Origin of the sequence: Klebsiella sp. 7-CIP_Kleb. (assembly GCF_050378655.1) — a bacterium.
Taxonomy (GTDB): Bacteria; Pseudomonadota; Gammaproteobacteria; order Enterobacterales; family Enterobacteriaceae; genus Klebsiella; species Klebsiella quasipneumoniae.
The window spans coordinates 852,927-877,493 of the sequence record NZ_JBNRLJ010000001.1; the positions used below are offsets into that span (position 1 = coordinate 852,927).

General features: G+C 59.8%; 25 protein-coding genes and 1 pseudogene. 9 read left to right on the forward strand and 17 right to left on the reverse strand.

The window, feature by feature from the left end; translation table 11 throughout:
* The first annotated feature begins 160 nt into the window (after positions 1–160).
* On the forward strand, positions 161–1,840 hold the full coding sequence (dauA, locus tag ACQUTI_RS04215; protein ID WP_122543173.1) for a C4-dicarboxylic acid transporter DauA: 1,680 nt from the start codon (positions 161–163) through the stop codon (positions 1,838–1,840).
* On the opposite strand, the gene ACQUTI_RS04220 is transcribed toward dauA, so the two are convergent.
* Positions 1,841–2,887: a MerR family transcriptional regulator gene (locus ACQUTI_RS04220; protein WP_023318571.1), complete on the reverse strand. Its 1,047-nt coding sequence runs from the start codon at positions 2,885–2,887 to the stop codon at positions 1,841–1,843.
* 222 nt (positions 2,888–3,109) lie between these two features.
* Positions 3,110–3,385, reverse strand: coding sequence for a stress-induced protein YchH (ychH, locus tag ACQUTI_RS04225; RefSeq protein ID WP_002910437.1), 276 nt, complete (start codon positions 3,383–3,385; stop codon positions 3,110–3,112).
* 272 nt (positions 3,386–3,657) lie between these two features.
* On the opposite strand from ychH, the gene pth reads away from it, so the two are divergent.
* Together pth and ychF are read left to right on the forward strand one after the other, a co-directional pair.
* The gene (gene pth, locus ACQUTI_RS04230; protein ID WP_004180389.1) at positions 3,658–4,242 is read left to right on the forward strand and encodes an aminoacyl-tRNA hydrolase; all 585 of its coding nucleotides are present in this window, start codon (positions 3,658–3,660) and stop codon (positions 4,240–4,242) included.
* A gap of 117 nt (positions 4,243–4,359) precedes the next feature.
* Positions 4,360–5,451 carry a redox-regulated ATPase YchF gene (gene ychF / locus ACQUTI_RS04235; RefSeq protein WP_004203224.1) on the forward strand — a complete coding sequence of 364 codons (1,092 nt, stop codon included), beginning with the start codon at positions 4,360–4,362 and terminating at the stop codon, positions 5,449–5,451.
* Between the two features lie 86 nt (positions 5,452–5,537).
* Here ychF and ACQUTI_RS04240 read toward each other — a convergent pair whose 3' ends face one another.
* The 5 genes and pseudogenes from ACQUTI_RS04240 to ACQUTI_RS04260 all read right to left on the reverse strand — a co-directional run.
* Entirely contained in the window at positions 5,538–5,867 is a 330-nt protein-coding gene (locus tag ACQUTI_RS04240; RefSeq protein ID WP_004203225.1) for a DUF1869 domain-containing protein, read from the reverse strand.
* A gap of 83 nt (positions 5,868–5,950) precedes the next feature.
* A complete protein-coding gene (locus tag ACQUTI_RS04245) occupies positions 5,951–6,865 on the reverse strand; it encodes a sugar ABC transporter substrate-binding protein (RefSeq protein WP_017899852.1) in 915 nt (304 codons plus the stop codon).
* A 131-nt stretch (positions 6,866–6,996) separates the two neighbouring features.
* Positions 6,997–8,412, reverse strand: a complete 1,416-nt coding sequence (locus tag ACQUTI_RS04250) for a VasL domain-containing protein (protein ID WP_053810215.1) — start codon at positions 8,410–8,412, stop codon at positions 6,997–6,999.
* A gap of 20 nt (positions 8,413–8,432) precedes the next feature.
* A complete protein-coding gene (tssE, locus tag ACQUTI_RS04255; RefSeq protein ID WP_049092088.1) occupies positions 8,433–8,876 on the reverse strand; it encodes a type VI secretion system baseplate subunit TssE in 444 nt (147 codons plus the stop codon).
* Positions 8,877–8,878: 2 nt separating this feature from the next.
* A pseudogene (locus ACQUTI_RS04260) lies at positions 8,879–8,995 on the reverse strand (type VI secretion system lipoprotein TssJ); the annotation flags it as partial.
* Positions 8,996–9,397: 402 nt separating this feature from the next.
* On the opposite strand from ACQUTI_RS04260, the gene ACQUTI_RS04265 reads away from it, so the two are divergent.
* On the forward strand, positions 9,398–9,727 hold the full coding sequence (locus ACQUTI_RS04265) for a gamma-glutamylcyclotransferase family protein (RefSeq protein WP_004203231.1): 330 nt from the start codon (positions 9,398–9,400) through the stop codon (positions 9,725–9,727).
* A gap of 115 nt (positions 9,728–9,842) precedes the next feature.
* Positions 9,843–10,382 carry a DUF2058 domain-containing protein gene (locus ACQUTI_RS04270; RefSeq protein WP_254465443.1) on the forward strand — a complete coding sequence of 180 codons (540 nt, stop codon included), beginning with the start codon at positions 9,843–9,845 and terminating at the stop codon, positions 10,380–10,382.
* A gap of 24 nt (positions 10,383–10,406) precedes the next feature.
* Here the strand turns inward: ACQUTI_RS04270 and ACQUTI_RS04275 are convergent, their stop codons facing one another.
* Positions 10,407–11,105, reverse strand: a complete 699-nt coding sequence (locus tag ACQUTI_RS04275; RefSeq protein WP_032456279.1) for an RluA family pseudouridine synthase — start codon at positions 11,103–11,105, stop codon at positions 10,407–10,409.
* Between the two features lie 191 nt (positions 11,106–11,296).
* Here ACQUTI_RS04275 and ACQUTI_RS04280 point away from each other — a divergent pair, with 191 nt between their 5' ends.
* Both ACQUTI_RS04280 and ACQUTI_RS04285 read left to right on the forward strand, forming a co-directional pair.
* Positions 11,297–11,779 (forward strand): cold-shock protein, encoded by a 483-nt coding sequence (locus tag ACQUTI_RS04280; RefSeq protein ID WP_004203243.1) that lies wholly within the window; start codon positions 11,297–11,299, stop codon positions 11,777–11,779.
* A gap of 114 nt (positions 11,780–11,893) precedes the next feature.
* Entirely contained in the window at positions 11,894–12,793 is a 900-nt protein-coding gene (locus ACQUTI_RS04285) for a LysR family transcriptional regulator (protein WP_017899856.1), read from the forward strand.
* Here the strand turns inward: ACQUTI_RS04285 and ACQUTI_RS04290 are convergent.
* From ACQUTI_RS04290 to ACQUTI_RS04300, 3 genes are all read right to left on the reverse strand, one after another.
* Complete coding sequence (locus ACQUTI_RS04290; protein ID WP_025999205.1) at positions 12,768–13,577, reverse strand: substrate-binding domain-containing protein; 810 nt, start codon at positions 13,575–13,577, stop codon at positions 12,768–12,770. The genes ACQUTI_RS04285 and ACQUTI_RS04290 overlap by 26 nt on opposite strands.
* An 11-nt stretch (positions 13,578–13,588) precedes the next feature.
* Positions 13,589–14,884, reverse strand: coding sequence for an MFS transporter (locus ACQUTI_RS04295; protein ID WP_023318579.1), 1,296 nt, complete (start codon positions 14,882–14,884; stop codon positions 13,589–13,591).
* 326 nt (positions 14,885–15,210) lie between these two features.
* On the reverse strand, positions 15,211–16,143 hold the full coding sequence (locus tag ACQUTI_RS04300; protein WP_032425943.1) for a LysR family transcriptional regulator: 933 nt from the start codon (positions 16,141–16,143) through the stop codon (positions 15,211–15,213).
* Positions 16,144–16,242: 99 nt separating this feature from the next.
* Between ACQUTI_RS04300 and ACQUTI_RS04305 the strand changes: the two genes are divergently transcribed.
* Positions 16,243–16,719, forward strand: coding sequence for a GNAT family N-acetyltransferase (locus ACQUTI_RS04305; RefSeq protein ID WP_002910717.1), 477 nt, complete (start codon positions 16,243–16,245; stop codon positions 16,717–16,719).
* A 49-nt stretch (positions 16,720–16,768) separates the two neighbouring features.
* On the opposite strand, the gene pckA is transcribed toward ACQUTI_RS04305, so the two are convergent.
* Positions 16,769–18,412: a phosphoenolpyruvate carboxykinase (ATP) gene (pckA, locus tag ACQUTI_RS04310; RefSeq protein WP_109938782.1), complete on the reverse strand. Its 1,644-nt coding sequence runs from the start codon at positions 18,410–18,412 to the stop codon at positions 16,769–16,771.
* Between the two features lie 283 nt (positions 18,413–18,695).
* Between pckA and ACQUTI_RS04315 the strand changes: the two genes are divergently transcribed.
* On the forward strand, positions 18,696–19,589 hold the full coding sequence (locus tag ACQUTI_RS04315; RefSeq protein ID WP_004203253.1) for a LysR substrate-binding domain-containing protein: 894 nt from the start codon (positions 18,696–18,698) through the stop codon (positions 19,587–19,589).
* 5 nt (positions 19,590–19,594) lie between these two features.
* On the opposite strand, the gene ACQUTI_RS04320 is transcribed toward ACQUTI_RS04315, so the two are convergent.
* The 5 genes from ACQUTI_RS04320 to ACQUTI_RS04340 form a co-directional block, all read right to left on the reverse strand.
* Entirely contained in the window at positions 19,595–20,314 is a 720-nt protein-coding gene (locus ACQUTI_RS04320) for an ABC transporter ATP-binding protein (protein WP_032456283.1), read from the reverse strand.
* A complete protein-coding gene (locus ACQUTI_RS04325) occupies positions 20,311–21,186 on the reverse strand; it encodes an ABC transporter ATP-binding protein (protein ID WP_004148803.1) in 876 nt (291 codons plus the stop codon). The genes ACQUTI_RS04320 and ACQUTI_RS04325 overlap by 4 nt, the downstream gene beginning before the upstream one ends.
* On the reverse strand, positions 21,183–22,469 hold the full coding sequence (gene livM, locus ACQUTI_RS04330; protein ID WP_122543215.1) for a high-affinity branched-chain amino acid ABC transporter permease LivM: 1,287 nt from the start codon (positions 22,467–22,469) through the stop codon (positions 21,183–21,185). Before livM ends, ACQUTI_RS04325 begins: the two co-directional genes overlap by 4 nt.
* A 9-nt stretch (positions 22,470–22,478) precedes the next feature.
* Positions 22,479–23,393 (reverse strand): ABC transporter permease subunit, encoded by a 915-nt coding sequence (locus tag ACQUTI_RS04335; RefSeq protein ID WP_023318583.1) that lies wholly within the window; start codon positions 23,391–23,393, stop codon positions 22,479–22,481.
* Positions 23,394–23,502: 109 nt separating this feature from the next.
* Positions 23,503–24,561 (reverse strand): branched-chain amino acid ABC transporter substrate-binding protein, encoded by a 1,059-nt coding sequence (locus ACQUTI_RS04340; RefSeq protein ID WP_025999207.1) that lies wholly within the window; start codon positions 24,559–24,561, stop codon positions 23,503–23,505.
* Positions 24,562–24,567: the final 6 nt, after the last annotated feature.

The following is a 24,567-nucleotide window of genomic DNA, read 5'->3' on the forward strand; positions in this document are numbered from 1 at the left end:
GCAAGTGAATGAATCCCCGGGAGCGTACAGGCAGTACGTGACTGGGGTAAATGAACGCAGCCAACACAGAGGCATCCCGAAAGATGACGTGGAAATGATCAATGCCTCCTTCACCTGCCATTTAGTTGACAGATGATGCGCTCATGGATGAAACATTATTGTGAACAGATTATTTTCCTCACATGTGATGCCTTTCCGCGCCCTCATCGACGCTTGTTGGAAAGAACAGTACACCACGGCCCGCTTCACGCGTGACCTGATCGCCGGGATCACCGTCGGGATCATTGCGATTCCGCTGGCGATGGCGCTGGCGATTGGCAGCGGTGTGCCGCCGCAGTACGGCCTCTATACCTCAGCGGTGGCAGGGATTGTGATCGCCTTAACCGGCGGGTCGCGCTTTAGCGTTTCCGGCCCGACCGCCGCCTTTGTGGTGATCCTCTATCCGGTTTCCCAGCAGTTCGGCCTGGCGGGGCTGCTGGTGGCGACGCTGATGTCGGGGATCTTTTTAATTCTTTTCGGCCTGGCGCGCTTTGGCCGCCTGATCGAATATATCCCGCTGTCGGTCACCCTCGGCTTCACCTCCGGGATCGGTATCACTATCGGTACCATGCAGATTAAGGATTTTCTCGGCCTGCAGATGCCCCATGTGCCGGAGCATTATCTGCAGAAAGTGGCCGCGCTGGCGATGGCCCTGCCGACCATTAACGTCGGGGACGCCGCCATCGGCGTCGTCACCCTCGGCACCCTGATCTTCTGGCCGCGGCTGGGTATCCGTCTGCCGGGCCACCTCCCCGCGCTGCTGGCCGGCTGCGCGGTGATGCTGGTAGTCAACTTGCTCGGCGGCGATGTGGCGACGATCGGCTCGCAGTTTCACTATCAGCTGGCGGACGGCACTCAGGGCAACGGCATTCCGCAGCTGCTGCCGCAGCTGGTGCTGCCCTGGGATATGCCGGGCTCCAGCTTTACCCTGAGCTGGGCTTCGCTGCAGGCGCTGCTGCCTGCCGCCTTCTCCATGGCGATGCTCGGCGCGATTGAATCTCTGCTGTGCGCGGTGGTGCTCGACGGTATGACCGGTACCAAGCATAAAGCCAACAGCGAGCTGATTGGCCAGGGGCTAGGCAACATCGTTGCGCCGTTCTTCGGCGGAATCACCGCCACCGCGGCGATTGCCCGCTCGGCGGCGAACGTGCGCGCCGGCGCCACATCGCCGGTTGCCGCCGTGATCCACGCCCTGCTGGTGATCATGGCGCTGCTGATCCTCGCCCCGCTGCTCTCCTGGCTGCCGCTGTCGGCGATGGCCGCCCTGCTGCTGATGGTGGCATGGAACATGAGTGAGGCGCATAAAGTCATCAATCTGCTGCGCCACGCGCCGAAGGACGACATCGTGGTGATGCTGATGTGCATGTCGCTGACGGTGCTGTTTGATATGGTGATCGCCATCAGCGTCGGGATCGTGCTGGCTTCGCTGTTGTTTATGCGCCGTATCGCGCGCATGACGCATCTGGCGCCGGTCAACGTCGAAGTGCCAGACTATGTGCTGGTGCTGAGGGTGATCGGTCCGCTATTCTTTGCCGCCGCCGAAGGTTTATTCAACGATCTGGAGACCCGGATCGCCGGCAAGCGCATCGTGGTGCTGAAGTGGGACGCCGTGCCGGTTCTCGACGCCGGCGGTCTGGATGCCTTCCAGCGCTTTGTGAACAAGCTGCCGGAAGGCTGTGAATTGCGCGTATCTAACCTCGAGTTTCAGCCGCTACGCACGTTAGCGCGCGCCGGCGTCAAGCCGCTGCCAGGCCGCCTGAGCTTCTACCCCGATCGTCAGGCCGCGCTGGCTGACCTGTGATCACCCGGCGGCAGGCCCCTGCGCCTGCCGCATCAACGCCCCCGTCGCCTGTTGTAGCCAGCTCAGCACCGCCGGCGTCATCCAGGTGCCCTTCATCAAATGCGGCTCCTGCTCCATTGCCCGACGAAACTTCTGCAACGTCTGCGGCCGGGTACCGGCGTAGGACTGAAACAGCTCAAGCCACGCCCGGGCCAGCGCCTGACCCGACGCTGAATCCGGCGCTATACCCTCCCGACATGCCTGATGCAGCTTCGCCACCAGCGCTGGCCACTCCTGTAGCCGGTCGAAATAGTGCTGGCGGGTGAACGCCATCTCTTCATCGTCGAGATACCGCGCCCAGATGGCCAGTTTGCTTTCGGCAAAGGCTTCGGTGATAAAGGCGATGATGGCCGGCGTGACGCCGGTCTGTTCAACCATTTGCGGCTCGGCGGCATGCATCGCGTTCAGGCGGGTCAGAAACTCCGGGCGCCCTGCTGTATCCTGCTCCAGGCGCTCCATCCAGCGCGTCGCCAGACTCATCGCCTGCGGACTGTCCGTCGGGCAGCCGCTCGCCATCAGCGTCTGCACCTCCTCCGTTAGCTCGCGCCACGCTTGGGCGCGCTGTTCATCCTGTGCCGCAAACGGCAGCGCGGCTAACTCCTGTTGACTAAACCAACGATCGTACATTTTCATTAACTCCAGCGTCTGTAGCCAGGACTCCAGATCGGGTTCATTGCCGCTCGCCAGCGCCTCGCGCAGCGCCAACAGCCGGTCGCGCAGCCTGGCGACATCACGCAGTTGGTCATTCAGCGTCTCTATCTGCTGCGTCAGCAGCTCAGGCAGCGACAGCGTTTGCCGATCGAGATAGTCCTTGATGGTGGCGAGCGTCAGCCCGGTCTGCGCCAGCGCCTTTATCATATGCAGGCGCTGAACCGCTGACAGGTTATAGAGCCGATAGCCCGCCTCGCTTCTGGCCGAAGGCGTTAACAGCCCCGTCTGTTCATAATGATGCAGCGTACGCACCGTCAGTCCGGCGCGCTTCGCCAGCTCTCCCACCTGAATTAACATGACTGCTCCTCTCTGTGGCCAGGTCCGCTACTCTGCTGCCTGACGTAACGTCAGGGTCAAGCATAAAACGCGCTTAATATTCACTTTTGGCGGCAACCATAGCATCACGAAGCTCAGGTCGGAATGGGGGTCGTCATATGGCGGGAAAAAGAAGAAGCGATAACGAGAGTCAGAGAAAAACGCATCGGCCGCGGAAGGCCGATGCGGGAAATGCGGTTGCGGTTAGCTGTGACGATGCTGGTTACGACGGCAGCGTTTATCGTAGTGGCGCACCCACCAGTAGCGGTCGCTGACCTGCTCGTGGCCGCCAATACGGGCTCCGGCCAGCCAGAGCACAGCACCGACGAAGATGCTTAAGATAGCGCCATGCGCAAAGAATTGTGGCAGGTTAAGCTGCGGAAGCTGGTTCAGAATGGAGTAACCCACCCCCACAACCATCACCACCAACCCTAACCCCATGAGTACGTTACCGAGTAACGAAGCGTTTTTGCGTTTCATGTGTCACCTCCGGACTTTGGGTTGCCAGGGAATGTCCCCAAATCTTATAGGTGTAGTATAGACAAGGTCTCTTCTGCGGAGTGCGCCCACGATCACATTAGTGAACAGCGAATAGACAAAAATTTACAAATAAGTCTATGAACCATATCAAATTCTAATGATTTAGTGAGTAAATCATCAATGCCGGTATTGTCTTATAGCCAGAATTTTGTCAAGCGCGCCCGCAGACAGTACACTACGCGGCAGAGAATGCCCCATGCAGGATAGAAAACGTGACCATTAAACTGATTGTCGGCCTGGCCAACCCCGGTGCGGAATATGCCGCCACCCGGCACAACGCTGGCGCCTGGTATGTGGATTTACTGGCGGATCGCCATCGCGCGCCGCTGCGCGAAGAGAGCAAATTCTTCGGCTACACCTCGCGCATCAACCTGGCGGGCGAGGATGTTCGCCTGCTGGTGCCCACCACCTTTATGAACCTTAGCGGTAAAGCCGTGGCCGCGATGGCAACCTTTTATCGCATCAACCCGGACGAAATTCTGGTTGCCCATGATGAGCTGGATTTGCCGCCGGGCGTGGCGAAATTTAAGCTTGGCGGCGGCCATGGCGGCCACAACGGCCTGAAGGACATCATCAGCAAGCTCGGCAATAACCCGAACTTTCACCGCTTACGCGTCGGGATCGGCCATCCGGGCGATAAAAACAAGGTTGTCGGCTTTGTGCTCGGCAAACCGCCGGCCAGCGAGCAGAAACTGATTGATGATGCCGTCGACGAAGCGGCGCGCTGTACGGAAATCTGGTTAAAGGATGGTCTCACCAAAGCGACCAACCGTTTACACGCCTTTAAGGCGCAATAAGCCGTTGTCGTGCGGCATTTTTGCCGCGCACCGTGTATAATAGGCAAAGCTATTCAATTTTCTGCAATCTGTTCCTTGTAACAGATTGATTATCCAAAGATTAAGGTGATTTAAATCATGGGATTCAAATGCGGTATCGTCGGTTTGCCCAACGTCGGCAAATCCACCCTGTTCAATGCGCTCACCAAAGCGGGTATTGAAGCGGCCAACTTCCCCTTCTGTACCATTGAGCCGAACACCGGTGTCGTACCGATGCCCGATCCGCGTCTGGACAAGCTGGCTGAAATCGTCAAACCGCAGCGTATCCTGCCGACCACCATGGAGTTCGTTGATATCGCGGGCCTGGTTAAAGGCGCGTCCAAAGGCGAAGGTCTCGGCAACCAGTTTCTGACCAACATCCGCGAAACCGAAGCTATCGGTCACGTGGTTCGCTGCTTCGAAAACGACAATATCATTCACGTCGCGGGGAAAGTGAACCCGGCGGAAGATATCGACGTTATCAACACCGAACTGGCGCTGTCTGACCTTGATACCTGCGAACGCGCGATTCACCGCGTCTCCAAAAAAGCCAAAGGCGGCGATAAAGACGCGAAAGTTGAGCTGGCCGCGCTGGAGAAATGCCTGCCGCAGCTGGAAAACGCCGGTATGCTGCGCGCGCTGGATCTGACCAAAGAAGAGAAAGACGCCATCCGCTATCTGAGCTTCCTGACCCTGAAGCCGACCATGTACATCGCGAACGTCAATGAAGACGGTTTCGAGAACAACCCGTACCTCGATCAGGTTCGCGCCATCGCCGAGCAGGAAGGGTCTGTGGTGGTGCCGGTGTGCGCCGCGGTTGAAGCGGACATCGCCGAGCTGGACGATGAAGAACGTGACGAGTTTATGGCTGAGCTGGGCCTCGAAGAGCCGGGTCTGAACCGCGTGATCCGCGCTGGTTACGCCCTGCTGAACCTGCAGACCTACTTCACCGCTGGGGTGAAAGAAGTGCGCGCATGGACCATCCCGGTAGGGGCGACTGCGCCGCAGGCAGCCGGTAAGATCCACACCGACTTCGAGAAAGGCTTTATCCGCGCGCAGACCATCGCTTATGAAGACTTTATCGCCTACAAAGGCGAACAGGGCGCGAAAGAAGCCGGTAAAATGCGCGCTGAAGGTAAAGATTACATCGTCAAAGATGGCGATGTGATGAACTTCCTGTTCAACGTCTGATCCCGCTGGCTGGCATTTCTGCCGCCATCGAGTAATAAAAAATCCACGCTCCGGCGTGGATTTTTTTTCGTGCGCCAGACGGCGCGCTACTCCACGATATGGGTCTCTTCTGCCGCTTCGTAGCCATCAACGATCTGCACAATCTTTTTTAACTCGTCCTCAATAAAAGCCGGGGTGGCGCTTTCCCCTGAGGCCGGGTGATGAAGCTCCACCGAGATGCCGCTGGCAGCATTGGTCAGCGACAGGCTAATCTCCTGCGGATCCGCCGCAGACGAGGGTCGCCCGATATGCTGCGCGATGGTCGCCGCCGCCGCGCGCGTATCGACTTCCGCGAGATGCCCCCACCTCATTTCAACATGCCCCTGCTGCCCTGCCTTTATCACCTGCAGCGTATAACCGCTTTTTGCCATTGCCATGTCTTATCCTCCGGTTTCATTGCCCGGGCGACACATTCTCAGCCCGGTTTTATCAGCAAAGTTCGAACACTTCCGCCTTGCCGTTAATGACTCTTTTCCACATAGGTCTGCATATTTTCTTTGGTCACTAACTCAAACGGGATCCAGACATGGGACTCGACTTTTTCTCCTTTAATCAGCTTCAGCGCCACCGCTAAGGCCGTTTTGCCCTGACCAACGGCATCCTGGAAGACTGTTACCTGGATCTTATCGCTGGCCAACGCTTTTAGCCCATCCGGCGTGGCGTCGATCCCGCCGATCAGCAACTTCTTCTGGCTCTTCTCCAGCGCCATCGCCGCGCCAATCGCCATCTCATCGTTGTTCGCCGCCACAATATCAATCTCTTCCCCGTTACCTGCCCAGTTCTGCATCAGATCCATTCCCTCGCTGCGGGAATAGTTGGCCGGCTGTTTCTGCACCACTTTCATCGCCGGGTATTTGGCCACCACCTGCTCTACGTCTTTGGTGCGCTGCAGCGCGCCGGCATCGGTGAGATTGCCGATCATGATGGCGACGTTGCCTTTGTAGTTTGCCAGCTTCGCCAGCGCTTCCATCTGTAATGTACCGGACTCCCGCTCGTCCGATCCGACAAACACCACGCCAGGCGGTAACGTTTTATCCCCCGGCGTCCGGTTCACATACACCAGCGGCATTCTGGCCTGCTGCGCCATCTTCGTCAGCTGCGGGGTGCTGGCGGAGTCCACGGGGTCCACGATGATGGCGTCCACGCCGGAGGCGATGAAGCTCTGCACCTGATCGGCCTGGCGTCCGGTGTCGCCGCGGGCGTCTTCGAACTGCACATCGACGTGACGGGCTTGAGCTTCTTTCTCAATGGACTGACGGATAATGGTGAGAAAGTTTTGATCGAAGTAAGCCATCGAGACGCCGATCTTCTCCGCTAACGCCGAAGCGGAACTGGCCAGAAGGCCTACTAACAGGATGATTTTACAGTGCTTCATAGCATGCCCTCAGAGGTTGAAATAAAATTTTCAATATAAACACAAACGGTATATTTAAATCATTTTCAGACTACGAAGGGCGTTCGGTTCTTGCAATCATGATGTAAAGAAAATGTTGCCATGCGCACATTTTATTTCACCGCCTCACTCACCGAGGGCTCACCGGTTTCGGGGAGCGCAGCGGGCGGCGACGCCGGCTGATTTCGCTTCAGCAGGGCATACTCCACGATCAGCTGTTGCAGATGCAGTTCGGCGAGGCTGCCGCGGGCGGCAGGCCAGGGTTGACCCGCGGGGAGCGCGGCCAGCTCGCGCAATTGCTCCTCCAGCGGAACGGCACGGTTAAGCGACTGCATGATGGCAAACACCGCCGTTTTCAGTTCGCTCACCGTCAGGTACTTCCCCTTCTGCTCGTCGAGGGCATTGAGCTGGCCGGCGAGCCGTTGCAGCTGCCGCATGCCCTCCGCCCAGCCGGTGAGGTGTTCCGCGGGCAGTGCCGCAGCGCTTAGCTGCCGTTGCCACTGCTGCGCCAGCGGTTTTGCCTGTTCCGGCCAGCGGTTCAGTGCCAGCCGGACCAGCCGGTCGCCGTAGCTTATCGCCCAGTCCGGGTCCAGGCGGGCGAGAACGTCAAGCTGGCGCTGCGCCTGGCGCAGATCGACCGGCGCCAGGGGGGTTGCCCCCGGGAGGTCCGCTAGCGGCCCGGCCTGTTGCGTCATCGCAGTCGACGGCAAATCGGTCTGACGCAGCGCTAGCCATCCGCCGATGGCGATGCCCGACACCGCCAGCATGGTGACCATCCCGGCGATAAATGGCTTCCAGCGCGGCGCAGGTACCGGAGTCGATGCCTTCACCGGCACGGGCCGATTTGCCGGCGAAGGCGGCGCCAGCGGCTCAGCCTTTGGTCTACGTTTTAGTTCTGGCACTGGTTCAACCTTCGCCACATCCTCTTCGCTGACCAGAGGGCCGGAAAGTTGTACTGCAGACACCACCACCGGCGGCGCAGCGGGAAGCGCTGGCGCAGGGTCGAGGCTCTCGAAGCGAGTTGCCGTGCTGTGCAGCAGCGCCCGCAGGTCGCTCAGCTGGTTTTCAGGAGCGATCTCAAGGCGCTGGAGCACCGCGTCGAAGCTTTGCAGCGAACGTTCAGCCTGCTCAAGCGACTCAACATCCTCCGGGGTGAGATTCAGGGTACGGATCACCTGCCGCAGCCGCTTGCTCAGGGTGCGGAAGATCTCTGTGCGGACCGGGAGCGCCTGCGGCCACAAGTTTTTCCCCTGATGAACCAGCAGCGTTTCCATCAGCGTCAGCCCCTCGTTGATCCCTGCCAGCCCGCCCAGCCGGGCGCGGGCCAGCGTATACCAGGCGACAGTCTGCAGATCCGCGCCATGATGCTCCAGCAGCGAGCGGGCAAGCTGCTCGGCATACGGCCAGTTAATGTCCGGCCGCGCCGGGTGGCTGAGTTTGTTCATTTCCGCACGCAGGGCAATAAAATCGGCCAGCGTGCGCGGGTCGCCACCGGTTTGATAGCGGTGGTCTTTATGTGTTGTCATCATGATGTCTTTCAGCGCGAGGATTAGAGGGCGGAGCGGGGGTCAAGGTACTGCTGGCGTTTGAGGTGGCGGATTAACACCCGGCCTTCAGGCATAAACTCTGTGCCGTACCGCACCAGGCCGATATCTTTCAGCTCAGCATCAATGGCATAGCGCAGTTCGCCGGGCGCATCCTGGTCGAGCATCACCACCGCGATCCGCTGCAGGCGCGGTTCGTATTTCAGCAACACCGCCGACAGCGTGCTCATCAGCTGATGCGCCGACGCCGGCATGCCCTGGAGGATAGCGGTCATATCCGGCAGGCCGTAGTCCGGCAGATGCGCCAGCGCTCCGGCCCGACAGTTGAGGATACGCTGCATGTTATCGAGCACCGACAGGATGACCTGATCCGTTTCGCTGACGTTGTTCAGGTCCAGCCCGCCGGCGAAATTGCCGTACAGGATGTCATACAGGGAGGGACGAGGCATTTTCACTTCTCCTTAAGCGGGTGCAGCGTCAGTTGAGGTTGACTGGCTTCGATAATGCTCCGCCTCGCCGGGATAAGATCCTTCGGGGTCAGTAGCAGCCGCCAGCGGTTGTGCGTCAGATGAAAGCTTCAAGTTATTTTTTAATGGATGCTTATCATAAAGGGAAAAATTAGCGCCAGGTGCTGCCAGGGGGTAAATAATATCTGAATTCAAGGCTCGCTATCTTTCATCACCCAGGTGACGGCGACGAAAACGACAGGCATTGCATTCTCCTCTTTTAATTTGCCGTTAAAGGTTAATTAGTGAATTAATCCCTCTATCAGACTTATTTATATTCATCTTAAATATTATTAATAATAAAAATTTCACTTTAGTCGATATATCCTCGCTAGCGCCGAGGCCTGAGTCCCCCCGGTAGCAGAGAGATGCCTGGCCCCCACCCGGCCATTGCCAGGCGCTACATTACCCCGTATTTTGGGTTTCCGCTGTGGGCGGATGAAGTCACGATCGCGAGAGGAACAATGAAACCGTTATTTGTCTATGGGACGCTCTGTCCCGGTCGCAGCAATGCGCATATTCTGGAGACGATCGGGGGCGAGTGGCGTCCGGGCTACGTCACTGGCACCTTTTACGCGCGCGGCTGGGGCGCTGCCGCTGATTTTCCGGGGATCGTCCTCGACGCCAACGGCCCGCGGGTCAACGGCTATCTGTTCCTGTCCGACCGGCTGGCGGCGCACTGGCCCATGCTGGACGAGTTTGAGGAGGGGTACGATCGGGTGTCGGTTGAGGTGACCACCGACGATGGACAGCAGGTCAGCGCCTGGATTTATCAGCTCCAGCCCCGGGAGTAATCCCCCGCCAGTATCGCGCTACTGGCCACAGCGGCCCAGCACGTCCGCGGGTCTGGCGTCGTTTCCGCCAATGCAGGTATACTGGCCAGATGTTTCCTAAGCTTCAGATACGCAAATGACAAAACTTACCTTACAAGAGCAGATGCTCAAAGCCGGCCTGGTCAGCAGCAAAAAAATGGCCAAAGTCCAGAGAACGGCGAAAAAATCCCGCGTGCAGGCCCGTGAGGCCCGGGAAGCGGTGGAAGAGAATAAAAAAGCCCAGCTGGAGCGCGATAAACTGCTCAGCGAGCAGCAAAAGCAGGCGATGCTGGCGAAAGAGTATAAAGCCCAGGTCAAGCATCTGATTGAGATGAACCGCATTACGGTCGCCCGGGGCGATATCGGCTTTAACTTTACCGATAATAATCTGATCAAAAAAATCATGGTCGACAAGACCACCCAAACCCAGCTGATTAACGGCCGTCTGGCGATTGCCCGCCTGGCGGTGGATAACAAACCTGAAGGGGAGTATGCGATTATTCCGGCGGTCGTGGCAGAGAAAATTGCCCAGCGCGATGCCAGCAGCATCGTGTTGCACAGCGCCCTGAGTCAGGATGAACAGGATGAAGACGATCCGTACGCCGACTTTAAGGTGCCCGACGACCTGATGTGGTGATCGCGGGCTTCCGGCGGCAGGCGATCAGAACGAGCTTGCCTGCTGGATATGCATCGGCTCGCGGCTGACGGGATGGACAAAGCGCAGCTCGCTGGCGTGCAGCATCAGCCGCGGAGCCTGTTCCGTGCCCGGCAATTCCCGGCCGCCATACAGATCGCAGCCAAGGATCGGATAGCCCAGCAGCTGACAGTGGATCCGCAGCTGATGGGTGCGCCCGGTCTCCGGGGTAAGCGCCACCCTCGTCAGCGCCAGCGCCCTCTCCCCTTCCCGCGTCTGGTACAGGCGGTCAATGACCCGGTAGCGCGAACGCGCCGGTTTGCCGTGCCGGACACTGATCGACATGCGCGGGAAACGGGCCGGGTCTTTGGCGATCGCCGCCTCCACGACCCCCTCGTCTTCCGGCAGATGGCCGCACAGCAGCGCCGTATAGACCTTACCCACCGTGCGCTGGCTGAACTGTTGGCACAGCGCAGCGTTAATCCCCTTGTTGCGGGCGACCACCATCAGACCGGAAGTGCCGAAGTCAAGGCGGTGTACCAGGGTACAGCCCGGAAAGCGCTGGACCAGTCGATGATGGACAGAGTCGAGGTTGCGCGGATCTTTGCCTGACAGGCTCAGCAGCCCGGCCGGTTTATTGATTAGCAGCAGGTGTTCATCCTGATACAAGAGGGTGATCTGGTCGCGGCACGGCGGCGCGACAAAGGTATCGATAATGGTGGACATCAGGCGGCCCGAAGAAGGAGTGGCCGGCGATAGTACCCCATTTTGTCCGCCGGTACGACGCTGGCGCACGATCCGCCCTCGCGGCGGTGTCATTTATCACCCACACTTATCGTAAAGGCATGGTCTGCGCAGGCAATGTGCTTTACACTGCGCGCTGCAAAATTTGAGTTAACCAACGAGTAAGAACGGTAATGGCGATGAACGGAACAATCACAACGTGGTTTAAAGATAAAGGTTTTGGATTTATCAAAGATGAAAACGGCGAAAACCGGTATTTTCATGTGATTAAGGTCGCCAATCCCGATCTCATCAAGAAAGACGCGGCGGTGACTTTCGAACCAACCACCAACAATAAAGGGCTGTCGGCCTACGCGGTCAAGGTCATTCCGGAGAGCAAATATATCTATATCGCCGGCGAGCGGCTGAAGCTGACCTCCATCAAGTCCTATGTGGTTTACCGGGAAGAAGAGCCGGTCGAGACCCGCGTGGATAAAGAAAACGCGGTGCTGTCGGTCGGGCTGCTGATGAACAGCATCCGGCCAAAATCCACGGTGCAGCCGGGAGAGATGCGCTCGGTGAAAAAGCTGGCGATCACCACCTTTCAGGGGACAACCCTGATCTTCTCGGAAGACGAAATCGATATCGATGCCACGGTAAAACTGCTCAAGGTTTGACGACCCGGCGTGCGGTCAGCCGCGCGCCCAGTCACCTGCCGAGCCGATTTTCGTCGCCATCGCCCCTCACCGGACGGGGCGAGGCGTCAGACCGCCGATAAGGATGCCGCCGCCATGCCCGTAAATTTTGACTTCAACGATCTCTATGCCTTTCGCGCCCTGATGGAGTATGGCAGCTTTCGGCTGGCCGCAGAATCCATTTGCCTGTCGCAGTCGGCCCTCAGCCGGCGCATCGAAAAGCTGGAGACCGCCTTGGGCAACCGGCTGTTCGAGCGCACCACCCGCCGCGTGACCCTTACGCTGTATGGACAGAATTTTGCCGAACGTTCAGAGCAGCTGCTGGCCCACGTCGAGACGGTGCTGGCGGATATCAGCCAGGTCAGCAAGGCGCGCACCGGGCTGGTGACGGTGGCGACGGTACCCTCTGCCGCCTACTACTTTATGCCGGACATCATCCGCAGCTTTCAGGCGCGTTATCCCCAGGTGCGTATCCGGCTGATTGACAGCAGCGTCGGGAATGTGATCGAGGCGGTCAGCAGCGGACAGGCTGACTTTGGGCTCTGCTTTGCCAAAAACCTGCCGGCCAGCATCGAATTCACCCCGCTGGCCGACGACCGCTATGTCGCCGCCTGTCGGCATGACCATCCGCTGGCAGGCAGGACGCACCTCAGCTGGCAGGCATATTTTGAACAGGATTATATTGGCCTCGATCGGGTCTCCGGCAACCGGACGCTGCTCGACCGGGAGCTGGCGCATCTGACGCCGGCGCGGCCAAGCATTTGCGAAACCCGCCACGTCACCACGATGCTGGGGATGGTGGAAGCGGGCATCGGCATTGCCGCCGTGCCCGCGATGTCAATGCCCGCTGGGGAGCATTCCGTTCTCCGCGCCGTGCCGCTCACTGACCCGGTGGTCACCCGCACGGTAGGCCTGATCCGCCTCAGCGGCCGTATTCAGTCCTACGTAGCGGCAGAGCTGGAGAAGCTGATTATTGAACAGTATCCTTCTGGCTGACCGGCGCAGCGGCGGCCACGCTTCGCATACCGGTGGCGTGGATGGTCTCCTGCGCCGCCGGTGAGGCCAGATAGGTCAGCAGCGCCTTTCCTTCCTGCGGGTGGTCGGCGCTGACGGTCACCGCCCCGGCAAAGCGGGTGATGTACTGCAGGTTATCCGGCAGTTCGCCGACGAAGGTTACGCCGGGCACCGGCAGCAGTTCGCTCACCTGCTGAAAACCGATCGCATAACGTCCCTTCGCCACTTCCGAGGCCACCGGAATACGCTCCACCATCTGCGCTTTGCTCTGCATCGCCTCATCAATGCCCAGGCGGTGGAACAGCGTCGAGCTGACATAGCGTCCGCTGGCGCTGTCGGAGTACGCGACCGACGGGGCAGCCAGCAGCGCCGCCCGCAGCTGGTCTGCGCTGCGGATGGCCGGCAGCGGCGCTCCCGCTTTCACCACCACGCCGATGGGCGAGTCGGCCAGCTCCCGGCGCGAATCCGGCTGCGTTCGGCCCGCTTTCTCGAGGCTGGTCAGCGCGTCGCCGACCATAATCACCACGTCCGCGTGTTCGCCCCGCGCCAGGCGGTTAGGGATCGCCTGCGGCGTTTTCCCCATTGACGGGCCGGGGATCACCACGAGATGGTTGCCAGTTTGTTTTTCCCACGCCGGGGCCAGCTTTTCCAGCGCCGCTTTGAAGCCGCCGGAGATCATCACGGTGACCTCAGCGGACAGCGCGCTGCCGCCGGTGGCAGCCAGCAGCAGCGTGGCCAGCAGGGTTCCTGTCGTTTTACGCATCATCCTCTCCCTGATTAACGTGCCGTCTGCAGCGCGACGGCGCTGCGGCGATAGAGGTAGCAGGTGGCCAGCAGACCGCAGACGGCGGCAAAGCTCATCCAGTAGCCAGGGGAGGCTTTATCACCGGTATATTCGATCAGCGCCGTGGAGATCACCGGCGTGAAGCCGCCAAACACCGCGGTCGCCAGGCTATAGGCCAGCGAGAAGCCTGCCACGCGCACTTCGGCGGGCATAATTTCGGTCAGCGCCGGGATCATCGCCCCGTTGTACATGCCGTAGATAAACGACAGCCACAGCAGCACGCTCAGCATCATCAAAAAGCTCGGCGCGTTCGCCAGCATGGTCAGCGCAGGCCAGGCAGTAGCCAGCGCCAGCAGCGTCATGGCAATCAGCACCGGTCGGCGGCCAAAGCGGTCGGACAGCGCCCCACCCACCGGCAGCCAGAAGAAGTTGGAAATCGCCACCAGCAGCGTGACCAGCAGGCTGTCAGAGGCGCTGAGCATCAGCACTTTTTTGCCAAAGGTCGGCGCATAGACGGTGATCAGGTAGAACGCGGTGGTGGTCATCGCCACCATCATCATCCCCGCGATGACCACCTGCCAGTTCGCCAGCAGGGTGGCGAACACCTGGCGCATCGCCAGGTGATGGCGGCGGGCAGTAAACTCCTGGGTCTCCTCCAGCTTACGGCGCAGCACAAAAATGAACGGCACGATCAGGCAGCCAAAAAGGAACGGAATACGCCATCCCCAGTCGCTGATGGCGCTCTGCTCCAGTACGGCGTTGAGGGCAAAGCCCATCGCGGCCGCCACCATGATGGCGACCTGCTGGCTGCCCGACTGCCAGCTGGTGTAAAACCCTTTGCGGCCCGGGGTGGCGATCTCGGCCAGATAGACGGATACCCCGCCCAGTTCAGCGCCGGCGGAGAAGCCCTGCAGCAGACGGCCGATCAGCACCAGCAACGGCGCCCACAGGCCAATGGTCTGGTAAGAGGGGATCAGCACGATCAGGAAGGTGCCGGTGGCCATGATCGACAGGGTCACAATCAGCCCTTTGCGCCGCCCAACCTTGTCGATATAGGCGCCAAGCACGATGGCGCCGATGGGCCGCATCAGAAAGCCGGCGCCAAAGACCGCAAAGGTCATCATCAGCGAGGCGAATTCACTGCTGGCCGGAAAAAAGGTATGTGCGATGTAGGTGGCATAAAACCCGAACAGGAAAAAGTCGAACTGTTCGAGAAAGTTACCGGACGTGACGCGCAGAATGGCGCCGAGCCGATCACGGGTACTCATCAGTGAGGTTGTCGAATGCATGCAGGTCTCCAGTTTGTTATCCACGCGTTGTCGCGCGCCTGTTGCTGAAGACTGAAACAGAACCCGGTATGAAATAAGCGTAATAAACGCATCCATTGATGCAATTTACGCATAAATAACATTTAGCTAATTAACATTACTTTTATATACAATCATTTAACACTTTCTGTACCCTCAGCATCGGTGGTGGAGATGAAAATGTGAGTTTTCCGTTTTGTGACCGAGGCCAGGGTACGCGGTTGCGCCCCCGACGGTATAAGACATGCCTGGTCCGGGATGGTTAACGCGATGCGCAGCGGCGATAGGTTAATAACCCGGATGTGGCCTCAGGGCGCCGGCGCCGTGGCGACGTTCCCCAGCGTCTGCAGCAAGGAGATCAGCCAGCGGGTGGCCTCGCGTTTCCCACTGCGTTTATGGGCGTAAATCTTGACGTCAAACGGGGGAACCGGAAACGGCAGCGGGAAAATGGTCAGCCGGGCGGCGCGGGCCATCGTCTCCGCCGCCCGCCGGGGCAGCGCCATCAGCAGATCGCTCTGCTCAATAATAAAGGGGGCGCTCAGCATCGAGGGCGTTTTCACCGCCACCTGCCGCGAATAGCCCTGCCGCTCCAGCTCGCAGTCCAGCACCCCCTGCCGCTCATTCCACGGGGTTACCACCAGATGACGGGCCGCAAGATAGGCGTCCAGGGTCAGCGCCGTGCGGTCAGCCTGACTGATGACCACATATTCGTCCCGCAGCCAGTTGATCTCCTCAAGATCGGGATGGGCTGGCTCGTCAGGGGTGTTGAACCCGAGAGCCAGGTCGACCTCGCCCGCCAGCAGCTCGGTCAGCGCCGGGCTATGGGGCAGATAACGAAGCTCAAACCGCAGCCCGGGCGCCTCCCGCTGCAGGCGGTGCATCAGCGTCGGAAAGACGCAGAATGCGGTGAAATCGGTGATCGCAATCTGCATGCAGTCGGTGCTGGCGCTCGGCACAAACGCCGCCGGCGGCGTCAGCTCCTGATTGAGAAATTTCAGCGCCGAAGCGATAGAGGGCGCCAGCTGGCTGGCATAGACGCTGGGACACATCCGGTGGCCTTCGCGATAGAACAGCGGGTCGTTGAGGGCGCTGCGCAGCCGGGAGAGCGCATGGCTCAGCGCCGAGGTGCTCATCGCCAGCTCTTCCGCTGCCAGGCGCACCGAGCGGGAGCGATAGACCGCGTCAAACACCGGCAGCAGGTTGAGGTCAATCCGGCGCAGGACTGGATGCATAATATTCATCATTTGCTGATTTCATTGCACTTAATTCTTTTCACAATACCGCTTATGCTCTGGGTCAGCAATGTTGCTTTCCTTGATACCATTCAGACAGGACGACCCATGAGCATCACAATCCGCCAGGCCACCCCGGACGACGCCACCGCTATCTACGACATGATTTATGAACTCGCGGTCTACGAGAAAGCCCCCGAAGAGGTAGTGACGACGCCAGAGGAGATCAGAGAGACGCTGTTTGCCAGCGGCAGCAAAACCGAAGCGCTGATCTGCGAGGTGGCGGGCAAAGCGGTGGGCTACGCGGTGTTCTTCACCAGCTACTCCACCTGGCTTGGACGCAATGGTATCTATATGGAGGATCTGTACGTCACCCCCGACTATCGCGGGATCGGCGCCGGAAAAGCGCTGCTGAAAACCATCGCGCAATATGCTGTACAGCGTCAGTGCGGGCGTCTGGAGTGGAGCGTGCTCGACTGGAACCAGCCGGCGATTGATTTCTATCTGAGCATTGGCGCGCAGCCGCAGGATGAGTGGGTGCGTTATCGCCTCACTGGCGATGCGCTGCGGGCCTTTGCGGAGTAAAGCGGCTCGCCAGCAGGTCGGCGCCAGGCGTCGACCTGCTGGCCGCGGATCAGGCTTCGACCGCGCTCTTCTGCAGCTGCGGACCGGCCAGCGCCAGACGCGCACCCGCTTCGGTATCGCTGTACTGCTTGAAGTTATCCATAAACAGCTGAGCCAGGCTCTCGGCCTTCTCCTGCCATTTATCCGCTGAACTCCAGCCATTACGCGGATCCAGCACCGCGCTGTCTACCCCTGGAATGCTCTGCGGGATCGCAAGACCGAACACCGGGATGGTCTCCTCGCGCAGCGGGCCGGTAGTGCCGTTGAGGATCGCGCTAATGATGCTGCGGGTATCGCGCAGCGACAGGCGTTTACCCTCGCCGTTCCAGCCGGTGTTGACCAGCCAGGCTTCGGCGCCGGATTCCGCCATCTTCGCCGCCAGGACGCTGGCGTACTGGGTCGGGTGAAGCAGCAGGAACGCCGCGCCATAGCAGGCGGAGAAGGTCGGCGTCGGCTGGGTAATGCCGCGCTCGGTGCCCGCCAGCTTCGAGGTGAAACCCGACAGGAAATGGTACTGCATCTGCTCGGTGGTCAGACGGGAGACCGGCGGCAGAACGCCAAACGCATCGGCGGCAAGGAAAATCACCTTCGACGGATGGCCCGCGCGGGACACCGGCTTGACGATATTGTCGATATGCGACAGCGGATAGGAGACGCGGGTGTTTTCGGTTTTGCTGCCGTCGGCATAATCCACGCTGCCGTCAGCGCGCACCACCACGTTTTCCAGCAGCGCATTGCGGCGGATGGCGCCATAAATCTCCGGCTCCGCCTGCGGGTCGAGATTGATGGTCTTGGCGTAGCAGCCGCCTTCGAAGTTAAACACCCCGTCATCGTCCCAGCCGTGCTCATCATCGCCAATCAGCTGACGATGCGGATCGGTGGACAGCGTGGTTTTGCCGGTACCGGAGAGGCCGAAGAACAGCGCGACGTCCCCTGCTTCGCCACGGTTGGCCGAGCAGTGCATCGACGCGATGCCTTTCTGCGGCAGCAGGTAGTTCATGACCGAGAACAGCCCTTTTTTCATTTCGCCGCCGTACCAGGTGCCGCCGATGAGCTGAATACGCTCGCTCAGGTTAAAGGCGACGAAGTTCTCGGAGTTCATGCCCTGCGCCTGCCAGTTGGCATTGGTGCAGCCGGCGCCGTTGAGCACCACGAAGTCCGGGGTAAAGCTGGCCAGCTCGTCGGCGCTCGGCACGATAAACATGTTTTTGACAAAGTGGGCCTGCCATGCCACCTCGGTGACGAAGCGTACGCCAAGGCGGGTGTCCGGGCTGGCGCCGCACCAGGCATCGATGATGTACAGTTTTTTGCCGCTCAGCTGGCCTGCGACCAGGCTTTTCAGGCTGCGCCACACGTCTGGCGATAACGGCTTATTGTCATTGCGGCCAAGGCCGGAGTCAGCCCACCATACGGTGTCGCGCGTCTGCTCGTCTCTGACGATATATTTATCGCGCGGCGAGCGGCCGGTGAAGATACCGGTATCCACTGCCACAGCGCCAGAGTCGGTCATCACGCCGCGGGCCGCGCCGGTCAGCTCAGGGGAGGTTTCATGTGCAATAAGCAAATCGTAATCAGGGTTGTAAAACAATTCGCCGCTTGCATTAATCCCCAGCTCCTGCAGAGCCATTTTTACTGATTCAATTTGTTGTGACATGGAACTCCTGACAAACTATTTAAGGTAAGAGGCCTGGGTTATTCATTGCTTTCGTCTTCGTCGCCCGCTATTGAATAAGATAATTCCGGGGCAATGAAATAAAGCAATAAATAACCGTGAGTCGCGATTTCATATCGTGCTCATGTAGGGTTGCCGATACGCATTCATAAATCTCAACTTTCCAAAAAATGTTAACACCTGTCGATAATTATGTTAATTGCATAGTTTCTATGCGCTATGCTAAAATTGCATAGCCTTTATTGCGTTTTTGAGGACTGGATCGGTGTTGGCAAATCTGGAAGTTAAATGGCTGTATGATGTGATTGCTCTCGAGGAGTCACGCAGCTTTACCCTGGCGGCCAAAGCCCGCAATATCTCCCAGTCCTCGTTCAGCCGACGCATCCAGTCGCTCGAGGCTTCCCTCGGATTCAGCATCTTCGATCGCAGCGCCAACCCCCTGCAGTTGACCAATCGCGGGAAGATTTTTGTCGGCTATGCGCGAAATATGCTCGACGATATGGATTTTCAGATCAGCCGAATTAAAGGCTTAAATAACACCACGCAAAAAATAAGAATCGACGCCGCGCCTTCGCTGTCGGTGTTATTGCTGCCGGAAATTATCGCCGGTTACACCGACCGTAAAAATAAGACTTTTCATGTTGAATCGATTAACGTCAACGACGCCGTATTTAACCTGAAAGAGGGTAAAAGCGATTTTATCCTCTCCTTCTATAATGAAGAATTAATGAACTATCCGTTTATTAATCATAAAATTTTTGATTCCTACCTGCACCTGGTCTCCCCCTGCGACGAACATGGCCGGCCGCTGTTTCATTTACATCGCGGCGTGCTGCCGCTGATGAAATACGCCAACGACAGCTATATGGGGCGCCAGGTGAACCAGGTCATCGACCGCACGCCGGAGATCACCTTCTCCCTCACCTTTGTCTCTTCCATGAGCGAGCTGCTCAAGCGCATGATCCTCAATGGCGACGGCGTGGGCTGGCTGCCGCAGTACTCTATTCAGCGCGAGCTGGACGAAGGCCGTCTGACGATCCTCGATGAGAGCCTGTCGCTGCCGATCGGCGCCTGGCTCTACCGCTCCGGCTCGCGGCTTAACCAGGCCGCCGAACGTTTCTGGCAGCACATTAAAACCCGTAACGAAGCGCAGGATTAACTCTCTCAGCCGCTGATCCCCAGATACGCCTTACGCACCTCCGGGTCGTTGAGCAGCGCCTGGCCGCTACCGCTCAGGCGGATTTGACCGTTCACCATCACATAGGCGCGGTCCGACAGGTTGAGGGCATGGCGGGCGTTCTGCTCCACCAGAAACAGCGTCATTCCCTGGGCCGTCAGCTCGCGCAGGATCTGAAATATCTGCTTCACCACCAGCGGCGCCAGCCCCAGGCTCGGCTCATCCAGCAGCAGCAGGCGCGGCCGGCTCATCAGCGCCCTGGCGATGGCCAGCATCTGCTGCTCGCCGCCGGAGAGGGTCATCGCCCGCTGTCCCCGCCGCTCTTCCAGCCGGGGGAACAGCTGGTACATCCGGGCCTTGTCCTCGGCCTGATAGCGGTTGCCGATGGCAATGGTCCCCATCAGCAGATTCTCCTCGACGGTCATATCGGGAAAAATGCGCCGCCCTTCCGGGGCTTGGGCGATGCCGTTGCTGGCGATAAAGTGGGTCGATTTCCGGCTGATCGCCTCCCCGCGATAGAAAATCTCCCCGCCGGCAATGCGCGGCTGGCCGAAGACCGACATCAGCAGCGTTGATTTACCGGCGCCGTTGGCGCCGATCAGCGCCACCGTCTCCCCCTCGTTGACGGTGAGGGAGACCTGCTTCAGGGCGTGGATCGGCCCGTAGAAGACATCCACCTCATCAAAGGCAAGCAGTGGCTGGCTCATCGGCGGGTCTCCTCTTCCTCAGCGCCAAGATAGGCGGCAATCACGCTGGCGTTGGCCTGGATCGCCTGCGGCGCGCCGCGGGCGATGACGTCCCCGTGGTCGAGCACGATGATATGATCCGAAATCTCCATCACCATCCCCATATCATGTTCGATCAGTAGCACCGTGATGCCGTGCTGCTGACGCAGAAAGCGGATAATCCGGCTCAGCGCCTGGGTTTCCACCGGGTTGAGTCCGGCCGCCGGCTCGTCCAGACAGATCATCTCCGGGCGGGTGCACATGGCGCGGGCGATCTCCAGCCGCCGCTGCTGTCCGTAGGAAAGCGTTCCCGCCAGACGGTTGGCGCAGTCCACCATCTCCACCACCTCCAGCCAGTAAAAAGCGCGATCCAGCGCCTGACTCTCCGCCTGCCGATAGCCGCGGGTATTGAGGATCCCGGCCAGCAGATGGCGGTTAACCTGGGTATGCTGGGCCACCAGCAGGTTCTCAATCACCGACATCTCGCGGAACAGGCGAATATTCTGGAAGGTACGCGCCAGGCCGGCGCGGTTCACCAGATGGGTGCCGCCGAACATCTTGTAATAGATCCGCCGCCCCAGCTGCGCCGGGTGGAGAAAATCGTCCGGGTGAAGCTTTTGCCCCAGCACCTGAATGACATCGGTGACCTTTTCCCGCGCCCGCAGCACGATGCTCCCCCCCGTCGCCCGATAAAAGCCGGTCAGGCAGTTAAATACCGTGGTTTTGCCCGCGCCGTTGGGGCCGATCAGGGCGGTGATCGACCCCCGCTCCACCTCCAGATTGACGTCATTCAGCGCTTTGATGCCGCCGAAATGCATCATCAGATGCTCAACGCGTAAGATGCTGTCGGTCATGGCGCGACTCCTTTTCGCCACGCTACCCCGCTGCGGCTGGTGCGCACCAGGCCGCGCGGCCGCCAGATCATCATCATCACCATCAGTACGCCAAACAGCAGCACGCGATATTCGTCAAACCCGCGCAGCAGCTCCGGGGTGACCGTCAGGACAAACGCCGCCAGCACCACCCCCAGGGTGGAGCCCATTCCCCCCAGCACCACAATCGCCAGGATCAGCGCCGACTCAAAAAAGGTGAACGACGTCGGGTTAACAAATCCCTGATAGCTGGCGAAGAACACCCCGGCGATGCCGGCGGTCGACGCGCCGAGCATAAACGCCGAAAGCTTGACCAGCACGTGGTTGAGCCCCATCGCCCGACAGGCGATCTCATCCTCGCGCAGCGCCTCCCAGGCGCGGCCGATAGGCATCCGCGTCAGGCGATGCTTCACCAGCAGCACCAGCATCACCACCAGGCACAGCACGGCGTAGAGAAAGATGAATTTCAGGTTGGGGTTGTAGTTGACGTGGAAAAACTCATGGACGGGGATGCCGCCATCCTTAGCCCGGCGGGTAAATTCGAGGCCAAACAGCGTAGGGGACGGCACCGGTACGCCGTTGGGACCGCCGGTGAAGCTCACCCAGTTGTTGAGCACCAGGCGGATAATTTCGCCAAAGCCGAGGGTGACGATAGCCAGGTAGTCGCCATGCATACGCAACACCGGAAAACCGAGCAATGCCCCGGCGAGGGCCGCCATCACCGCCCCCAGCGGCAGCATCGCCCAGAAGCCGAGCCCGAGGTACTGGTAGCCCAGCGCCAGGCCGTAGGCGCCGATGGCATAGAACGCCACATAGCCCAGATCGAGCAGCCCCGCGAGCCCCACGACGATATTCAGCCCCAGGCCGAGCAGGACGTAGATCAGCCCAAGGATGGCCACGGTCAGCAGATATTTTGTGGCGAGAAACGGAAAGACAATGGCCAGGCCCACCAGCATCGGCATTATCCAGCGCAGCCGCGAACGGTAGCCCGGCGGCCGGACGTACACCCCGTCATCCGCCCCCTCAAAGCGGGCAATAAAGGCTTTTCCCCGGTGGCTCTGCAGCAGCAGGCTGAGCGCCAGCCTGCCGGCCATCACCACCGCCACCAGAATCGCCACCCGCGCGGGCGCGAGGGTAAAGCCATACCCTTTGAGCACCACGCCGACGATCGGGCCAAAGACAATTAATGCGCAAAGACCGGCCAGCACGCTGTCGATCAGCGCGCTTTTGATTTCCCGCGCAGGCTGGCGCGTCAGTTCACCCATAGAGCCCCCTCAGACCTTGGCCACCAGCGGACGACCCAGCAGCCCCTGCGGGCGAAAAATCAGGATCGCCACCAGCAGCGCAAAGGAAAAAACGTCTTTGTAATCTGAATTCACCATTCCGGCGAACTGGGCTTCGGCCACCCCAAGCAGCAGTCCGCCCAGCATCGCGCCCGGCAGCGAGCCAATCCCGCCCAACACCGCGGCGGTGAAGGCTTTGATGCCGATAATAAATCCGATGTAGAAGTCGAAGGTGCCGTAGTTCATGGTCACCAGCACCCCGGCCAGGCCGGCCATCGCCGCGCCGATGACAAACACCAGGGAGATCACCCGGTCGGTATTGATGCCAAGGATCGCCGCCATGCGCCGGTCCTGCTGGGTGGCACGGCAGATGCGCCCCAGCCGGGTGTACTGAATAATCCAGGTCAGGATCAGCATCCCCGCCAGCGCCGCGACGAGAATAAACACCTTGGTCCAGGTGATCTGCACCACCCCATCGCCCACCGTCATCCGCAGCGCGCCGCTGAGCAGCGTCGGGATCCCCTGCTGGTTCGGCCCCTGGCTCAGCTGGACATAGTTCTGCAGGATCAGCGACATCCCGATAGCCGAGATCAGCGGCGCCAGGCGCGTCGAGTTGCGCAGCGGCCGGTAGGCGATGCGCTCGATCGCCCAGCCGTACACGCCGGTGACCACGATGGTGAACACCAGGGTGGCGAAAATCAGCAGCGGAAAGGAGTGGATCCCGAAGAAAGAGAGCAGCGCCAGGCCGATGGCGCACAGGTAGGCGGAGACCATATACACCTCGCCGTGGGCGAAGTTGATCATGCCGATGATCCCATACACCATGGTGTAGCCGATGGCGATTAAGCCGTACACCGCCCCCAGCGTCAACCCATTGATCAGTTGTTGTAGAAAAAACGCCGTCATAGCCCCTCCAGCCGCCAGGCCGACGGCCGCCGGGATGGGTACCCGGTCGACCGCCGTCATGTGACGATTCGCAAGTCAAAAGGACAGAACGTCCTCAGGTCGTGGCCGATCAGAGCTGGTGATATTTGCCCTTGTCATCCCACTGATAGACCACGTAGTCGGACACCTTGAGGTCGCCTTTGCCATCCCAGGCTTTCTTGCCCATCACCGTCTCGACGTCGTGGTTCTTCAGCCAGTCGCTGGCTTTGGCGTTATCGGTGCCGACGGCGTTCCAGGCCGCGGCAATAGCCTGAATGGAGGCGTAGGCGTAGAGGGTATAGCCTTCTGGCTCAAAGCCGCTGGCGCGGAACTTCTCGATCACCGCTTTGCCTTCCGGGAGGGTGCGCGGGTCCTGACCAAAGGTCATCAGCACGCCGTTGGTGAACTGCGGCCCGCCGGCGGCCGTCACCAGCTCCTCGGTGACGATACAGTCGCCGGAGAAGAATTTAGCCTGCACTCCCTGCTCGCGCATCTGGCGCACCAGCGGGCCGGCCTCAGGGTGGCAGCCGCCAAAGTAGACCACGTCCGGCTTGAGGGCGCCGATCTTGGTCACCAGGGCGTTAAAGTCTTTTTCACCGCGGGAGAGGCCTTCGTACAACACTTCTTTGGTGCCCCGCTTCGCCAGCGCTGCGCGGGTGGCATCGGCCAGCCCCTGGCCATAGGTGTCTTTATCATGGATGACGGCAATTTTCTTCGCCTTCAGCACGTCCAGCATATAGTTGGCGGCAATCGCCCCCTGCTGATCGTCGCGACCACACATGCGGAAGAGATCCTTCATGCCGCGCTCGGTGATCTGTGGGTTGGTGGAGCCGGGGGTAATGGTCAGGATCCCGGCTTCGTCATACACCTCGGAGGCTGGCATCGTTGAGGAAGAGCAAAAGTGCCCCACCACGGCGGAGACTTTCGCTTCGTCCACCAGCCGGTTAGCCACCGCTACCGCCTGTTTCGGTTCGCACGCGTCATCCCCCTGCACCAGCACAATTTTTTCGCCTTTGATGCCGCCGGCGGCATTGATATCAGCCACCGCCTGCGAGGCCCCTTTCCAGTACTGGGCGCCGTAGGTAGCGTTGGGGCCGGTGAAGGGCCCGGCGACGCCGATCTTCACGTCAGCCTGGGCGTAAAAGGCCATGCTCAT

Bases quoted from the DNA above. Each gene is read 5' to 3' on its own strand.
- ACQUTI_RS04220 (WP_023318571.1), bottom strand. From the start codon at position 2,887: ATGTTAATTCAGGTGGGAGAGCTGGCGAAGCGCGCCGGACTGACGGTG.
- ychH (WP_002910437.1), bottom strand. From the start codon at position 3,385: ATGAAACGCAAAAACGCTTCGTTACTCGGTAACGTACTCATGGGGTTA.
- ychF (WP_004203224.1), top strand. From the start codon at position 4,360: ATGGGATTCAAATGCGGTATCGTCGGTTTGCCCAACGTCGGCAAATCC.
- ACQUTI_RS04240 (WP_004203225.1), bottom strand. From the start codon at position 5,867: ATGGCAATGGCAAAAAGCGGTTATACGCTGCAGGTGATAAAGGCAGGG.
- ACQUTI_RS04245 (WP_017899852.1), bottom strand. From the start codon at position 6,865: ATGAAGCACTGTAAAATCATCCTGTTAGTAGGCCTTCTGGCCAGTTCC.
- ACQUTI_RS04250 (WP_053810215.1), bottom strand. From the start codon at position 8,412: ATGATGACAACACATAAAGACCACCGCTATCAAACCGGTGGCGACCCG.
- tssE (WP_049092088.1), bottom strand. From the start codon at position 8,876: ATGCCTCGTCCCTCCCTGTATGACATCCTGTACGGCAATTTCGCCGGC.
- ACQUTI_RS04265 (WP_004203231.1), top strand. From the start codon at position 9,398: ATGAAACCGTTATTTGTCTATGGGACGCTCTGTCCCGGTCGCAGCAAT.
- ACQUTI_RS04270 (WP_254465443.1), top strand. From the start codon at position 9,843: ATGACAAAACTTACCTTACAAGAGCAGATGCTCAAAGCCGGCCTGGTC.
- ACQUTI_RS04275 (WP_032456279.1), bottom strand. From the start codon at position 11,105: ATGTCCACCATTATCGATACCTTTGTCGCGCCGCCGTGCCGCGACCAG.
- ACQUTI_RS04280 (WP_004203243.1), top strand. From the start codon at position 11,297: ATGGCGATGAACGGAACAATCACAACGTGGTTTAAAGATAAAGGTTTT.
- ACQUTI_RS04285 (WP_017899856.1), top strand. From the start codon at position 11,894: ATGCCCGTAAATTTTGACTTCAACGATCTCTATGCCTTTCGCGCCCTG.
- ACQUTI_RS04290 (WP_025999205.1), bottom strand. From the start codon at position 13,577: ATGATGCGTAAAACGACAGGAACCCTGCTGGCCACGCTGCTGCTGGCT.
- ACQUTI_RS04295 (WP_023318579.1), bottom strand. From the start codon at position 14,884: ATGCATTCGACAACCTCACTGATGAGTACCCGTGATCGGCTCGGCGCC.
- ACQUTI_RS04300 (WP_032425943.1), bottom strand. From the start codon at position 16,143: ATGAATATTATGCATCCAGTCCTGCGCCGGATTGACCTCAACCTGCTG.
- ACQUTI_RS04305 (WP_002910717.1), top strand. From the start codon at position 16,243: ATGAGCATCACAATCCGCCAGGCCACCCCGGACGACGCCACCGCTATC.
- pckA (WP_109938782.1), bottom strand. From the start codon at position 18,412: ATGTCACAACAAATTGAATCAGTAAAAATGGCTCTGCAGGAGCTGGGG.
- ACQUTI_RS04320 (WP_032456283.1), bottom strand. From the start codon at position 20,314: ATGAGCCAGCCACTGCTTGCCTTTGATGAGGTGGATGTCTTCTACGGG.
- ACQUTI_RS04325 (WP_004148803.1), bottom strand. From the start codon at position 21,186: ATGACCGACAGCATCTTACGCGTTGAGCATCTGATGATGCATTTCGGC.
- livM (WP_122543215.1), bottom strand. From the start codon at position 22,469: ATGGGTGAACTGACGCGCCAGCCTGCGCGGGAAATCAAAAGCGCGCTG.
- ACQUTI_RS04335 (WP_023318583.1), bottom strand. From the start codon at position 23,393: ATGACGGCGTTTTTTCTACAACAACTGATCAATGGGTTGACGCTGGGG.
- ACQUTI_RS04340 (WP_025999207.1), bottom strand. From the start codon at position 24,561: ATGGCCTTTTACGCCCAGGCTGACGTGAAGATCGGCGTCGCCGGGCCC.